Source organism: Aeromonas sp. R2-3 (assembly GCF_040908375.1).
Taxonomy (GTDB): Bacteria; Pseudomonadota; Gammaproteobacteria; order Enterobacterales; family Aeromonadaceae; genus Aeromonas; species Aeromonas veronii.
Window position 1 is genome coordinate 56,210 of record NZ_JBFODP010000015.1, and the last position, 14,175, is coordinate 70,384.

Consider the following 14,175-nt stretch of genomic DNA (forward strand, 5'->3'; position numbering starts at 1 on the left):
CGGCAACGGGTGTGAAGTAACAGAGATCGGAGCAAACATGGCACAACCCAGACTGAAAATGCGCCTCGGCGACCTGCTGGTACAAGAGCAGATCATCTCTGATGATCAGCTGCAGCTTGCCCTGCAGCAGCAGCGTCAGACCGGCCGCAAGCTGGGCACCACTCTCATCGACCTCGGCTTTATCAGCGAGGTGCAGCTGTTGCAGTTCCTCGCCCGCCAGCTGGATGTGCCCTTCTTCGATCTCAACAACCTCACCATCGACGCCGCCGCGGTGCCGCTGCTGCCCGAAGTGCAGGCGCGCCGTTATCGGGCGCTGGCGGTCAACCTTACCGACGACAAGGTGACGGTGGCCATGTCGGATCCGGCTGATCTGAGCGCACTGGATGCCGTCGCCGCCCTGCTCAGCCCGCGCATCATGGTGCTGGCGGTGGCGCGGGAAGGGCAGCTGCTGGAGTATTTCGACCGCCTCTATCGCCGTACCCGCGAGATTGAGAGTTTCGCCGAACAGCTGCAGGAGGAGTATCAGGACTCCGGCTTCGAGCTGGGTTCCAGCAATCTGGGGGCTAACGACGAGGGGGAGGCAACGGTGGCCAAGCTGCTGCGTTCCCTGTTCGAGGATGCGGTGCAGGTGGGGGCCTCGGATATCCACATCGAGCCGGACGAGAAGGTGCTGCGTATTCGCCAGCGGATCGACGGCATCCTCCACGAGAACATCCTCAACGAGGTGCGCATCGCCCAGGCGCTGGTGCTGCGCCTCAAGTTGGTGGCGGGGCTCGATATCTCCGAGAAGCGCTTGCCGCAGGATGGCCGTTTCAATATGAAGGTGCGCGGTCGCGATGTGGATGTGCGGATGTCCACCATGCCGGTGCAGTATGGTGAGTCTGTGGTGATGCGTCTGCTGGATCAATCCTCTGGCATCCTGTCGCTGACCGAGACCGGCATGCCGCCTGAGATCCTGACCCGTTTCCGTCGCCAGCTCAAACGGCCACACGGGATGATCCTGGTGACCGGCCCGACCGGTAGCGGCAAGACCACCACCCTCTATGGTGCCCTCTCCGAGCTCAACCAGTCCAGCAACAAGATCATAACGGTAGAAGACCCGGTGGAATACCGTCTCTCCCGCGTCAATCAGGTGCAGGTCAACCCCAAGATCGGCCTCACCTTCTCCAACGTGTTGCGCTCCACCCTGCGTCAGGATCCGGACATCCTGCTGGTGGGGGAGATGCGGGACAACGAGACGGTGGAGATCGGCTTGCGTGGCGCCATCACCGGTCACCTGGTGCTGACCACCCTGCACACCAACGATGCGGTGACCAGTGCCTTGCGCCTTATCGACATGGGGGCGCCCGGCTATCTGGTGGCGAGTGCCCTGCGGGCGGTGGTCGCCCAGCGGCTGGTGCGGCGGGTATGTGAGCACTGCGTCGAGGAGAAGGCACCCGACGAAGGGCAGGCCACCTGGCTCACCGTACTCTCCGGCGAGGCGCCTGGCCAACACACCTATCACAAGGGCCGGGGTTGCCAGAGCTGCAACTTTACCGGTTATTCCGGCCGGATCGGGGTCTACGAGCTGCTGGAGCTGGATCAGCCGATGATGGATGCCCTGCGCCGCAACGATGCGGAAGGGTTCGCCAAGGCGGCCCGTCAACACGAACACTATCGGCCGCTGGCCCTGACGGCCCTCGATTATGCCCGTCAGGGGATCACCTCGGTGGACGAGGTGCTGCGACTGGCCGAGGATTTGGGGTAAGCGATGGCTAACTTTGCCTACAAGGGGCGTGACAGCCAGGGCAACGCCACCAGTGGCGTGGTCGAAGCGGCCAACGAGATGGCGGCCGCCGAACAGCTGATGCGCCGCGGGGTGATGCCGACCGAGCTCAAACCGGGCAAGGCCAAATCCGCCGCCATCGACTGGTCGCTGTTGCTGGAAGGGGGCGTCAAGCTGGATGAGCTGGTGATCTTCAGCCGCCAGATGTATGCCCTGACTCGGGCCGGGATCCCGATCCTGCGCGCCATTGCCGGGCTGGAGGAGAGCACTCACAGCAAGCCGCTCAAGCGGGCGCTTCACTCGCTGGGGGAAGATCTTGGCAACGGTCGTCCGCTGTCGAGCTCGATGCAGGCGCACCCCAAGGTATTCAGCAGCCTGTTTGTCGCCATCATCCATGTGGGTGAGAACACAGGTCAGCTGGAAGAGTCCTTTTTGCAGCTCGCCAACTATTTCGAGCTTGAGCTGGAGACCCGCAAGCGGATCAAGACCGCCATGCGCTACCCCAGCTTCGTGATGATCGCCATCGGTATCGCCATGGTGATCCTCAATATCATGGTGATCCCGGTGTTTGCCGGCATGTTTGCCAAATTCGGGGTGGAGTTGCCGCTGGCGACCCGAATTTTGCTCGCAACCTCGCACTTTTTTGTCAACTACTGGTGGCTGCTGCTCGCTATTCTGGCGGGGATGGTGTTCGGTTGGCGCCGCTGGGTTGCCACCACCAAGGGCAAGCTGACCTGGCACCGTTGGCAGCTCAAGTTGCCGATCGTCGGCACCATCATAGAGCGCTCCCTGCTGGCCCGTTTTGCCCGCAGTTTTTCCATGATGCTCAAGGCCGGGGTGCCGCTGAACACGGCGCTGACCCTGGTGGCCGATGCGGTGGATAACGCCTGGATGGCAGGGCGGGTACGGGATATGCGCGCCGGTATCGAGCGGGGCGAGAGCCTGCTGCGCACCGCCAGCAGCAGCGGCCTGTTCACCCCGCTGGTGATGCAGATGATCGCCGTGGGGGAGGAGACAGGTCAGGTCGATGACCTGCTGCACGAAGCGGCCGAGTATTACGAGCGGGAGGTGGATTATGACCTCAAGAGTCTCACCGCTCGGATCGAGCCGATCCTGATCGGGATCGTGGCAGTAATGGTACTGATCCTGGCACTGGGTATCTTCACCCCCATGTGGGACATGATGCGCGCAGTTCGCGGCAAGTAACTCGGCATCTTCACGCTTGAATGGTGGGACATGATGAGAGCCGTAAGAGGCAAGTGATCGGTGGAGTCGAGGGCTGGATGAACAGACAGACGCAGCAGGATGATCGCTGGCTGACCGGATATCGGCGGATCGCCGTGATCATCCTGCTGATGGTTATTGTGGCGACCTTGGTGCGTAGCTATCAGGGCCACCGGGAAGAGGCGCAGCTGCTCACTCTCACCTTGCTGGGGGAGCAATTTGCCGAGCGGGCACAGCGTTTGCACGGCATTTGGCTCGATGAGCGGCGCCCGCAGACACTGCATGTCGCCGGCAAGGGGTGGCAGTTTGATGCCCGAGGGTGGCCCCTGGGGCTGGTGCCGCTGCAATCTCCTTCGGAAAATTGCCGTCAGTTGTGGCTGGCACTGATGGGGGAGACGAAGGGGGGCGTGCCTCCCCTGCAGGTTCTGGCCCGCCCCGATGGCAGTGGTTGCGAGATGGGGTGGGATGGTTATTGGCTGGTTTATCAGTTTTCTGACGGGCGGGTGATGAAAAAGCCTTGAATGAAACTAATCATATGACCCAACTACATGATTTTTTGGGGCCTGCATGAAATAATGCGGTGCATTACGGAGGGAGCATGACAATGAAACCAATGGCACCAACAATGCCGGAAAACGGGATGAGGAGACGGTCTGCCGGCTTTTCCCTCATTGAGCTGGTGATCGTTATCGTGATCCTGGGGATCCTGGCGGTGACTGCGCTGCCGCGCTTTCTCGATGTGACTGACGAAGCGAAAAAGGCCAGCGTGGAAGGGGTCTCTGGCGGTTTTGCTACCGGCGTTTCACTGGTGCGGGCGCAATGGGAGGCGGAAGGTCGCGCCAAACAGGACAGCCTCAACACCGTGCTTTATGACGGTAGTCGCTTCTATCTGACCACTCCGACCGATACCCAGATCACTAACGGCGAGCTGTCGCCCGGCTATCCCATGGATACCGTTGCCAGCGGTAATCCCGATGTGGATCCGGCTAATCTGACCGCCGAACGTTGTCTCAATATTTGGGAGGGGTTACTGCAAAACCCGCCCAAGGCTACGGCCAGCTTCAATGAAGTGCGCGGTAGCGGCAATGACCTGAAATACTATGCCACAGTAAGCAGTAATGGACTGGATTCGGTCTGCCGTTACTATCTGGTCAATAGTTTGAGTAAGGGCAGTGATGGCAAGTATCAGGATCCGCAAGGCAAGACTGATGCATTTATGAGTTTCAGTTACCGTCCGGCGTCCGGTCAGGTGACCACCAATATTAACTGACAGAGGAAAGTGAAATGAAAAAACAGGCGGGTTTTACCCTGATCGAACTGGTTATCGTGATCATCATTCTGGGTATTCTGGCGGTCACCGCTGCACCCAAGTTCCTGAATCTGCAGGATGATGCCAAGAAGTCTGCCGCTCAGGGCGTGCAAGCAGCGGTGAGCAGCTCTGCACAACTGGTTTATAGCAAATCTGCATTGGAAGGCGAAGAGCGCGTCAGTAGTGCTGCGGTGACTGGCTCTGATGGTACATCGATTGATACTGCTTATGGTTATCCAAAGGCGACTGATGCTGGGATCAAAAACGCAGTGACTATCGATGGTTCTTGGACCGGCAAAGTTTCCAGTGCTTCTGGTAACTATGTGTTTTCTACTAGCAGCTCCAAATGTACCGTTAACTACAAGGAAGCAAGCGATACCTCAGCTGCTGTGACTACGCTTAGTGGATGCTAATTGTTGTGACGAGCGAGGCTTCGGCCTCGCTTTCTCTTTTCCCTGATGAGAAATCCCATGCCTGCAACCAAGGGCTTTACCCTGATTGAACTGGTACTGGTGATCCTGTTACTCGGGATTCTAGCCGCCTTTGCCGTGCCCAAATGGCTGGGCAAAGGCGGCTTTGAAACTCAAACCGTGCGTGACGAGCTGCTGACCCGCCTGCGGCTGGTACAGACCGTCAATATGCATGAGCCAGCCAACCGTTGTACCCAGCTGGTGGTTGCCTCTCCCCGTTTTGCCCACCGTACTTATGCGGCGTGTCCCGCCAGCGATGACCTGGATACCAGTAGTGGCTGGACTCCCCAGTTGGAGACCCGTGGTCGACTGGTTACGCCCTCTGTCGATATCTCCATCTCCCTTGATAACAACAACCGCTTCGTGCTGCGCTTCGATCAGATGGGCAGACCGCTAGGCAGCAGCTGTGCAACCGGTTGTACCTTGCTGGTGAGTGATGGTCGCGAAACTAGCCGCATCAAAATTGAGTCAGAGGGATATATCCATGAGATCCCTTAAGCGCGGTTTCACCCTGATTGAGCTGATCGTCGGCATAGTGCTGCTGGCGGTGGCCTTGACCGGCATATTGGGGTTACTCATCAATCAGGCACCGCAGGCGGTGGATCCGGTGCAGCAGGTGCGAGCCGCCCAGCTGGCCCAGCGCCTCTCCGGCGAGATCTTGCAAAAGTCGTTTGATGAACATTCGGATCATAACGGTGGTCGTTATCGTTGTGGCGAGCAGGTGGCAGGGGTGACCATTTCTCCCTGCTCCACCAGTTATGGCCCTGATGGTGAGCCCGCATCCTATGCCTATAACGATGTGGATGATTTCGATACCGCAGGTAGCTGGGTGGATGCCAACACCCTGACTCAGACTGCAGCGGGAGTCGGCGGTGAGGAGTATCGCAACTATCAGGTGAAAATTGCGGTGAGCGGAGCCGATTTCAGCGACGGCACCTTCAAGAGTTGTGCCGCACCCTGCTCTGTGGGCAAGCGCATTGATCTGCAGATCAAGCTACCGGATCAGAGCGTGCTCGATTTCTCCTTTTATCGGGGGAACTACTGATGGATCGCTCCGCTGTTGGGTGTTGCTTACCTGTCCGAATGTCCGCACCTGTAACCACTTCCGGCGTTCGATTACGCCTGGCGGCCAATCGAACCTACCGTAAACCTCGGGGTAATCGTGGCTTTACCCTGGTCGAGCTGGTGATGGTCATCCTGCTGCTCGGGATAATGGCGACCTTTACCAGCCAGTTTATCGGTATCGGTACCCAGATTTATGGCGATGCCAGCAGCCGTGAGCAACTGATGAGCGATGCCCGCTTCGCCATGGAGCGGCTTAACCGCGAACTGCGCGATGCGGTGCCGGGCTCGGAGCGGATCGAGACGACTGGCGGGACATGGGTCGACACCGGTGCCTGTTTGCGGTTCTGGCCCATCAGCACCTCCAGCCGCTATTTGGCGCTTAACCGCGCCATGTCGGGGAGCACGGCCAGCCTTGAGCTGGTGATGGCGACCCCGGCTTCTGCTGCCAATCCGCTGGATGTGGATGCCACCGCCGTTAAAAAAGACGATCAGCTGATTGTATTCCCCGTGCCGGACAAAAATGTCGGTTCGCTTACTGCAGGCTGCGATTATGGCCGTTGTGTAGCCAGGGTTACCGATGTGCTGACGCCCGTATCCGGAGCGCAAACCATCCGCTATACCAGTGCCGAGAGTCTGACAGGCCTCTCTCCAGGCAGCCGGGTCTACTTTGCCAACCAGCAGGTTCGCTACTGTGTGGAAGGAAACACGCTGACCCGTGCCACAGCCCCCATTGGAGCATCCTTACCTGCACAGGGCGTGTTGATGGCGGATTCCCTTCGTATTGGCACCTTCTATCGGGAAACCTCGGCGTTTAACGCCGAAGGGGAGTTTGGCATGCGCTTTGTCTTCGAGCGCAAGGGGGAGTCGGTCACCTTCAACCACAAGATAGAGGTGTTCAATGTGCCCTGATCCACAGGCTTTCGGACGGATGCGAGGCAGTGCCTTGATGATCGCCCTGTTTGTGATTGTGGTGATGGCGCTGCTGGCGGCTGCAATGGGCCGTTTTCTGGTCGATAGCGGCGAGAAAAATACCGTGGAGGTGCGCAGCGTGCGGGCCCTGCTGGCCGCCCAGAGCGGTCTGGAAGTGGCACTCTATCGGTTGTTCCCCAAGCGCACTCTTGCCCAACCGAACCCACCTGCGGTCTGCCTGGCAAGCAGCCCACTGAGCTTTGCCAGCAATCCAGGGCTGACCAACTGTCAGGCTGTGGTTCGTTGCGCCACGGTGCCGGTGACCTATAACGGATCTGTGACCAATGGCTATCGTCTCGAGAGTGTCGGAACCTGTGGCAGCTCGGACCTTAACAGTGCCAACCCTGATTTTGCCGTGAGCCGAACCCTGATGGTCGAAGCTTATGATGGAGGCCAGATATGAGCCAAAAAATGAAGTGTTTTTTGCTATGGCTGCTGCTTTTGGTCTCTCAGTTGGCTCGAGCAGATATTGTTTTACCTGGACAGTTTTTGATTGGTGATAATACAAGTAATGCCCTTCGTCCAACTACCTTGGTTTCGACTCGATTTTCGGCTTACATACCTGTCAACCCTATCCATTTTTATATTAGTCACCCTGTGACCTTATCCGAGCTCCGGCTTGAGAGCGCTACTGGTTTGGATGCAGGAGCTAATTTTGTTATTTGGGACAGCCTAGGAAATGTAGTGCTGAATGAGAGGGCTAATGACTATTCACGGGATAGGGTATCTCGTTATGGCGGATGGTTGCTAAACCCCGGTGAGTACAAGATGGCTGTTTGGGGTGGTTGTTTTTCAAATGGGTACTATTGGGGGGCGTATGACCCTTATTGTAGAGACTGGGATGACTTTTCATTCAAAGATATAAGGTTGGTAACCAATGGTGCTACGACAGCGTTTCATTTTATTGAACGTTCCCATATAGGTGAGAATACTGATGCTACTCGCTGGTATCCCCCCGCGCCAAACGGTACTTATATATTATATCAATTCACGCTTAATAAGCGGTCACAATTGAATGCACTCACGTTATATAACTTGCGTGATTGGGGAGTGAATAACGGTTCACGCATGTTCATCCGTCCAGTTGGTAGTGCATATACACCATTGGTTTATTACTTCAATAGCAATGGGGATGTCAATTGGAATATAAACTATGAGCTTGCTGCTGGTAATTACGAATTATGGATCGAAACAGTAAATGCCAGAGATAGGGATGATATAAGCTGGGATGATATGATCCTGCGTTACACGCCTAAAAATGATATTCCTGTACTTGATGATTTATGTACACAGGTTTTTCCTTATCCAGCCCAAGGTCGAGAAAGTAGCGACAGAATTGACTTCTCAGGGAATACGAATTATACGGCAGGGCAGTTATTTGGTTCTCAAGGGGGTCGCCTTGGATACGGTCCTAATGGTCAGATAAAAGGTACATCTGGTCTAAACTGTGATAATAGCGCTTGTGTTGCTGCAGGTATGGTAAATGGCTGGTCTGGCGCTCCCTCTTCCCGGTTTCCATTAAGTGCAGGTAGTAACATTTCCGTTGGTTTTGCCGAAACGCGTTTTCTCACTGCCGTAGAGGGCAATCAGTTTGGGACAATTAGCACAGCTCATCAGTCACAAATAAATATCGAGAACTCGGGTATTAGCATTAAAGTTCTTGACTTGGGAAGTGGGCGTGGTGGTAGAGATTATACGGTGAAGTTGGCCGCTGGCGATTACTGGATCGAAACATTGAAGATGAATAATGATACATCGATCATTGTTGATGGCCCGGTTCGTATATTTGTTAAAAATCTCGATATGGGATCGGCTAGCTACATTAACAGTCCTGGCTCAAATATTTCCGGTGACATCAGCAAGTTACTGATGGTTGTTTATGATAGTGCATATTTAGCCAATGGTTCAACCCTATCCGGGATGGTCTATCAAGCAGATAGCTCAGCTAAAACTATTAACTTATCTTCTGCTTCATATTTAATGGGGCGCGTGAATGGTAAATCCGTGGTGTTAGGCAATAACTCGCGCATCGATAGCCAATCTTTCCAATGTACAGCTACGGCGGTTGTTGACCATTATGAGGTTTATTATCCTTCTTCCTCATTGACGTGTGAACCCGCACAGGTTCGGCTTGCCGCGTGTCTTGATAACAGTTGTAGCCAACTTTATAAAGGTAATGCCAGTGTCAGTATGACGCCGAGCAACGGATGGAGTAGTAACCCGGTCAGCTTGGGTAGTTCAGGAACAGCTGATATCACATTATCTTCTCTGGCTGCCAAGAGTGTTGTCATTGGGTTATCAAGCGCAAATCCCTCGGCGTTATTACGTTGTTATCGCGATGGTGTGCTTGATAGCAGTTGTTCTATGAATTTTTCCGATGCTGCTCTGCAGTTTGATTTCTCCACCTTTTATGCCGGTAGTTCAACAAACTCGACGATTCGAGCCATTAAATCCAGCGATGTTGGAGCAACCAAGGTATGCGTTCCATTATTGACAGGAAATCAGACCCTGCAATTCGGCTCTACCAAGGTCGTGTCTGATACTGCCAGCAATGCAGTGCCGACGATCAATGGCAGCACAATATCGCCAAGTGGGAACGTTAACGTATCGTTCGATAGCAATGGAGTTGGCCAGTTGACGTTGCAATATCCGGATGCCGGTGTGTTGCGACTGGATACTACTTTCCTTAAGAAGGATGTCACAGGCACCCTCAAGTTGACCGGTAGTGATACCGTTGCCGTGATTCCCAAAGCGATCGCACTCCAGGCTCAAGGACAGAGTGTGTGCTCGGGAAATAACGACAGTACTTATGCCACTTGTCCTATCTATCGCAAAGCGGGCGAGCCTTTTACTTTACAAGCCAGTGCAGTCAATACTCAGGATCAGTTAACCCCAGGGTTTACTACCAGTAATAAAACGCTCTCTTGGGCCCTGTTAGCGCCGACAACGGGCGTCAGCGGAGCATTTTCGCCAACCACGATCACGTTGGCGAGCGGGGTAGCAAACGTGACGGCGAATTGGTCTGAGGTCGGGGTGATCCGGTTAGGCGTCAGCAACTTTGTGCCTTATCCCGCTTATCAGGATGAATTACCCCAACTTGAGACTGTGTTGCGATGGAGCGTACCCATCGGTCGTTTTGTCCCTTGGGATTACAGTTTGAGTAATGGCTTTATCACGCCTGCCTGCAATGCCTTTACATACATGAGCCAGCCCTTTGCCAGCGGTTTTGTCCTCACTGCACGCAATCTGCAGAAAGGGACGACACAGAACTATCAGGGGGCGTTCGCTAAAGGGGTTGCTGAGATGGTGGCGGCTAATGCTCTGGATGGGGTTGCTCGTGACAAGCGTATTACACTATCTCCCTCGCTCAGCTGGGCAAGTGGCGTCGCCAGTATAAATCAGCAGTCGCCTTTGGGGCTGAATACCCGCTTTGATCGTGCTGCGAGTCCAGAAGCACCGTTTGCCACGTTGAGCTTTGGTATCAAAGTCGATGATCAGGATGGCGGTACTACGCTGTTGGCGAATCCGAATATGAATGCGGGTGTAGCAGGGGATTGTTCCAAATCGGGGCAAGGGTGTAATGCGGTGCTGCTGGGTACTCAAAAGCTGTTGTACGGCCGCCTGCAGGCTGGTACGGCGGCTGGCCTGGCCTCGGCGCCGCTGGCCATTCCACTGCAGATGCAATATTACGAAGCGGGCAACTGGCTGCAAAACAAGGAAGATCAATGTACCCAGCTCTCTTTGGCCAATCAGGGGTTCATTTTCCTCAACCCGAGTCACACCTTTGATGTGGCAACTCGCGAGCTGAATCTGGGGGCTGGTCGCAAGATCAAGCTGGGGTTGGGTAGTTCTGCACCGGGTGGGGATGCTGCACTGGCGAAAGACGGGGAGATCCTGTTCCACTTTGCCAAGCCGGACATCTCGGTGCGCATTCCCTACAAGGTCGATTTGGCAAAACAGCCGTCGCAGCCGCTATGGTTGTCTGACCCGGTTACGCAGCAGGGGGAAGCTAGGTTCGGCTCCAGCCGGGGTAATGACAGAATTATTTATCGGCGCGAAGTATTGCATTGAATGATGTGAAAGGGGGGCTGCCTCAACAGCATCCCCCTAAATCCTTGTTTATTAGTGTTTGCAAGCGTGTCCGAGTGAGTGATGACTCGCATTTTTGTCGCGCCTGATTGATTGGCGACAGTTTGAGCGCTTGCCCATTGGGGTGGGCATTGGTAAAGTTAGCCGGTTTTCTGCACCTCCAAATTCTTAGGATTTCCCGTAGCCATGTTCAAAAAGCTCAGAGGCGTCTTTTCCAACGATCTGTCGATCGATTTGGGAACTGCCAACACCCTGATCTATGTAAAAGATCAAGGGATCGTCCTTAACGAACCCTCAGTTGTCGCCATTCGCCAAGAGCGCGGGAACGCCAAATCGGTCGCTGCTGTCGGTCATGCCGCCAAGCAGATGCTGGGCCGTACCCCGGGCAACATCTCCGCGATCCGCCCGATGAAAGACGGCGTGATTGCCGATTTTTACGTGACCGAGAAGATGCTGCAGCACTTCATCAAGCAGGTTCACGACAACAACTATTTCCGCCCCAGCCCGCGTGTGCTGGTGTGTGTACCGTGTGGATCCACTCAGGTTGAGCGCCGCGCCATCAAGGAATCCGCTCTGGGTGCCGGTGCCCGCGAGGTTTACCTGATCGATGAGCCTATGGCCGCTGCCATCGGTGCTGGCCTGCCGGTATCCGAAGCGACCGGTTCCATGGTGGTTGATATCGGTGGTGGTACCACTGAAGTGGCCATCATCTCCCTGAACGGTGTGGTCTACTCCCAGTCCGTCCGTATCGGTGGCGACAAGTTTGACGAAGCGATCATCAGCTACGTCCGTCGCAACTACGGCAGCCTGATCGGTGAAGCCACCGCCGAGCGTATCAAGCACGAGATCGGCTCCGCCTATCCGGGCGAAGAGGTGCGCGAGATCGAAGTGCGTGGTCGTAACCTGGCTGAAGGTGTACCGCGCAGCTTCACCCTCAACTCCAACGAGATCCTGGAAGCGCTGCAAGAGCCGCTGTCCGGTATCGTTGCTGCCGTGATGGTAGCGCTGGAGCAGTCTCCGCCGGAACTGGCTTCCGACATCTCCGAGCGCGGCATGGTGCTGACCGGTGGTGGTGCGTTGCTGAAAGATATCGACCGTCTGCTGATGGAAGAGACCGGTATCCCTGTCGTCGTGGCCGAAGATCCCCTCACCTGTGTGGCCCGTGGCGGCGGCAAGGCGCTGGAGTTGATCGATATGCACGGTGGCGATCTGTTCCACTACGAATAAGACCCAAAGCCGGCCAGCGTGCCGGCTCTTTTTTGACGACCCATGAAACCCATTTTTGGTAGAGGCCCTTCGCTTCAGTTACGGTTGTTTCTCGCCGTCATCATCTCCATCGCTGCCATCGTCGCGGATTCCCGCTTCGGTGTGTTTACCCATGTCCGCGTCTACCTCAGTTCGTTAGTCAGTCCCCTGCAATACATGGCCAATGCGCCGGGTACCCTGCTCGACACCATGTCGACCCAGGTGCAGACCCGTGCCGATCTCATCGAGCAGACCAAGCAGCAGGAGCAACAGCTGTTTACCCTGCGGGCCCGTCTGCTCAAAATGGATCAGCTGGAGCACGAGAACCAGCGGCTGCGTGAGCTGCTGGGTTCGCCGGTGCACAAGGAGTCCCGCAAGATGGTGGCCGAGCTGCTGTCGGTGGATTCCGACCCCTTCAGCCATCAGGTGCTGATCAACAAGGGGGCGCTGGATGGCGTCTACAACGGTCAGGCGGTGATCAACGATCAGGGTGTGATTGGTCAGGTGCTCCACGTGGGCTCCACCACCAGTCGCGTGCTGCTGATCACCGACTCCAGCCACGGTATTCCGGTGCGGGTGCTGCGCAACGACTTGCGTGCTATTGCTTCCGGCAGTGGCGAGCTCGACAAGCTTGAGCTGCGCAACCTGCCGCGCAATACCGATATTCAGGTGGGTGATCTGCTGGTCACCTCAGGTCTGGGTGGCCGTTTCCCGGAAGGCTATCCGGTGGCGACTGTGACCCGTTCCGAGTATGTGGAGGGCAAGCCCTTCGCTCAGGTCGAGGCCAAGCCGCTGGTGGAGCTGGACAGACTGCGCTATCTGCTGCTGCTGTGGACCGACAAGAAGCCTGAAGTACATGATGAGGATGGCGAACGGGCGGCTCCCGCTGCGTCCGCCGCAGGAGCCACCCGCTGATGCTAGAACCCGCCAGCGGCAGGATCTGGATCTGGATCTCGATCCTGCTGGCCTTGAGCCTGTCGATCCTGCCGCTTCCTTTCGAATTTGACCCCTTCCGTCCAGACTGGCTGGCCATGGTGCTCATCTACTGGGCACTGGCCTTGCCGCACCGGACCAACGTCGGTACCGCCTGGGTTGCCGGTCTGCTGCTGGATGTGCTGCTTGGCAGCACCCTCGGCGTGCGGGCGATGGCGATGGCCATCACCACCTATCTGGCGGCCTTCCAGTTCCAGAAGATCCGCAACTTCTCCCTCTGGCAGCAGGCACTGATCATCGGTGGCCTCTCGCTGGTGGGTAAAATGACGGTATTCTGGGCCGAGCATCTGTTCAGCCAGGCCAGTCTCAACTTCTCCTACTTTTGGTCGACGTTGACGACGATGCTAATATGGCCCTGGGTGTTTCTGGTGCTGCGCAAGGTGCGGCGCCGCTTCAATATCAGGTAAATATGAACAAAAACAACGAACCACAACTCTATCTCGCCTCGGCTTCTCCCCGTCGCCGTGAACTGCTGACCCAGATTGGCTACCGCTTCGAGGTGCTGAAACTGGATGTGCCCGAGCAGCGGGAAGAGGGTGAAAAGGCGCAGGATTACGTCTGCCGCCTCGCCCGTGACAAGGCGATGGCGGGCGTGGCGTGTGCGCCGACGGCGTTGCCGGTGCTGGGTGCCGACACCATAGTGGTGCTGGGCGAGCGGGTACTGGAGAAACCGTCCGATCTGCTGGATGCCAAAGATATGCTGGAGTCCCTCTCCGGCAAGGTGCATCAGGTGATGACGGCGGTGGCGCTGGCCAGCAAGGATCGTTGTGACGTGCGTCTGGTCACCACCAACGTGGCGTTTCGCAAGCTGGACGAGGCCGAGATCGAGGCCTACTGGCAGACCGGTGAGCCCTGTGACAAGGCCGGGGCTTATGGCATTCAGGGTATTGCCGGCAAGTTTGTCAGCCGCATCGAAGGGAGCTATAGCGCCGTGGTCGGCCTGCCCCTGCTGGAGACAGACTTGCTGATCAAGCATCATCTGGAACAGCTCAAATAATTTCCCGTCAGCTGTGCTCTGCTGCGTTTCTCCCTTGCGCGCGTTGTAC

The 14,175-nt window shown here is 56.3% G+C and carries 14 protein-coding genes; all 14 read left to right on the plus strand.

Annotated features, from left to right (window positions below):
• Positions 1 to 37: 37 nt before the first annotated feature.
• The 14 genes from mshE to AB5Z02_RS04570 all read left to right on the plus strand — a co-directional run bounded on the left by mshE (position 38) and on the right by AB5Z02_RS04570 (position 14,126).
• Positions 38 to 1,747: an MSHA fimbrial ATPase MshE gene (gene mshE, locus AB5Z02_RS04505; protein ID WP_005348611.1), complete on the plus strand. Its 1,710-nt coding sequence runs from the start codon at positions 38 to 40 to the stop codon at positions 1,745 to 1,747.
• A 3-nt stretch (positions 1,748 to 1,750) separates the two neighbouring features.
• Positions 1,751 to 2,971 carry a type II secretion system F family protein gene (locus AB5Z02_RS04510; protein WP_111900319.1) on the plus strand — a complete coding sequence of 407 codons (1,221 nt, stop codon included), beginning with the start codon at positions 1,751 to 1,753 and terminating at the stop codon, positions 2,969 to 2,971.
• A 77-nt stretch (positions 2,972 to 3,048) separates the two neighbouring features.
• Positions 3,049 to 3,510, plus strand: coding sequence for a hypothetical protein (locus AB5Z02_RS04515; RefSeq protein ID WP_335874427.1), 462 nt, complete (start codon positions 3,049 to 3,051; stop codon positions 3,508 to 3,510).
• 77 nt (positions 3,511 to 3,587) lie between these two features.
• A complete protein-coding gene (locus AB5Z02_RS04520) occupies positions 3,588 to 4,259 on the plus strand; it encodes a prepilin-type N-terminal cleavage/methylation domain-containing protein (RefSeq protein WP_236287570.1) in 672 nt (223 codons plus the stop codon).
• 14 nt (positions 4,260 to 4,273) lie between these two features.
• On the plus strand, positions 4,274 to 4,711 hold the full coding sequence (locus AB5Z02_RS04525) for a prepilin-type N-terminal cleavage/methylation domain-containing protein (protein ID WP_236287572.1): 438 nt from the start codon (positions 4,274 to 4,276) through the stop codon (positions 4,709 to 4,711).
• A gap of 57 nt (positions 4,712 to 4,768) precedes the next feature.
• Positions 4,769 to 5,266 (plus strand): prepilin-type N-terminal cleavage/methylation domain-containing protein, encoded by a 498-nt coding sequence (locus tag AB5Z02_RS04530; RefSeq protein ID WP_368215395.1) that lies wholly within the window; start codon positions 4,769 to 4,771, stop codon positions 5,264 to 5,266.
• A complete protein-coding gene (locus AB5Z02_RS04535) occupies positions 5,253 to 5,813 on the plus strand; it encodes a prepilin-type N-terminal cleavage/methylation domain-containing protein (protein WP_206875943.1) in 561 nt (186 codons plus the stop codon). Before AB5Z02_RS04530 ends, AB5Z02_RS04535 begins: the two co-directional genes overlap by 14 nt.
• Before the next feature lie 38 nt (positions 5,814 to 5,851).
• Positions 5,852 to 6,742 (plus strand): PilW family protein, encoded by an 891-nt coding sequence (locus AB5Z02_RS04540; RefSeq protein WP_368215397.1) that lies wholly within the window; start codon positions 5,852 to 5,854, stop codon positions 6,740 to 6,742.
• A 37-nt stretch (positions 6,743 to 6,779) separates the two neighbouring features.
• Positions 6,780 to 7,205, plus strand: coding sequence for an MSHA biogenesis protein MshP (locus AB5Z02_RS04545; protein WP_244775544.1), 426 nt, complete (start codon positions 6,780 to 6,782; stop codon positions 7,203 to 7,205).
• Positions 7,202 to 10,873, plus strand: coding sequence for a DUF6701 domain-containing protein (locus AB5Z02_RS04550; protein ID WP_368215399.1), 3,672 nt, complete (start codon positions 7,202 to 7,204; stop codon positions 10,871 to 10,873). Before AB5Z02_RS04545 ends, AB5Z02_RS04550 begins: the two co-directional genes overlap by 4 nt.
• Positions 10,874 to 11,077: 204 nt before the next feature.
• Entirely contained in the window at positions 11,078 to 12,118 is a 1,041-nt protein-coding gene (locus tag AB5Z02_RS04555; RefSeq protein WP_005340051.1) for a rod shape-determining protein, read from the plus strand.
• Positions 12,119 to 12,160: 42 nt separating this feature from the next.
• On the plus strand, positions 12,161 to 13,051 hold the full coding sequence (mreC, locus tag AB5Z02_RS04560; protein ID WP_005340053.1) for a rod shape-determining protein MreC: 891 nt from the start codon (positions 12,161 to 12,163) through the stop codon (positions 13,049 to 13,051).
• Positions 13,051 to 13,536 carry a rod shape-determining protein MreD gene (gene mreD, locus AB5Z02_RS04565; protein ID WP_005340054.1) on the plus strand — a complete coding sequence of 162 codons (486 nt, stop codon included), beginning with the start codon at positions 13,051 to 13,053 and terminating at the stop codon, positions 13,534 to 13,536. Before mreC ends, mreD begins: the two co-directional genes overlap by 1 nt.
• A gap of 2 nt (positions 13,537 to 13,538) precedes the next feature.
• A complete protein-coding gene (locus AB5Z02_RS04570) occupies positions 13,539 to 14,126 on the plus strand; it encodes a nucleoside triphosphate pyrophosphatase (protein ID WP_019446495.1) in 588 nt (195 codons plus the stop codon).
• The last annotated feature ends 49 nt before the right edge of the window (positions 14,127 to 14,175 follow it).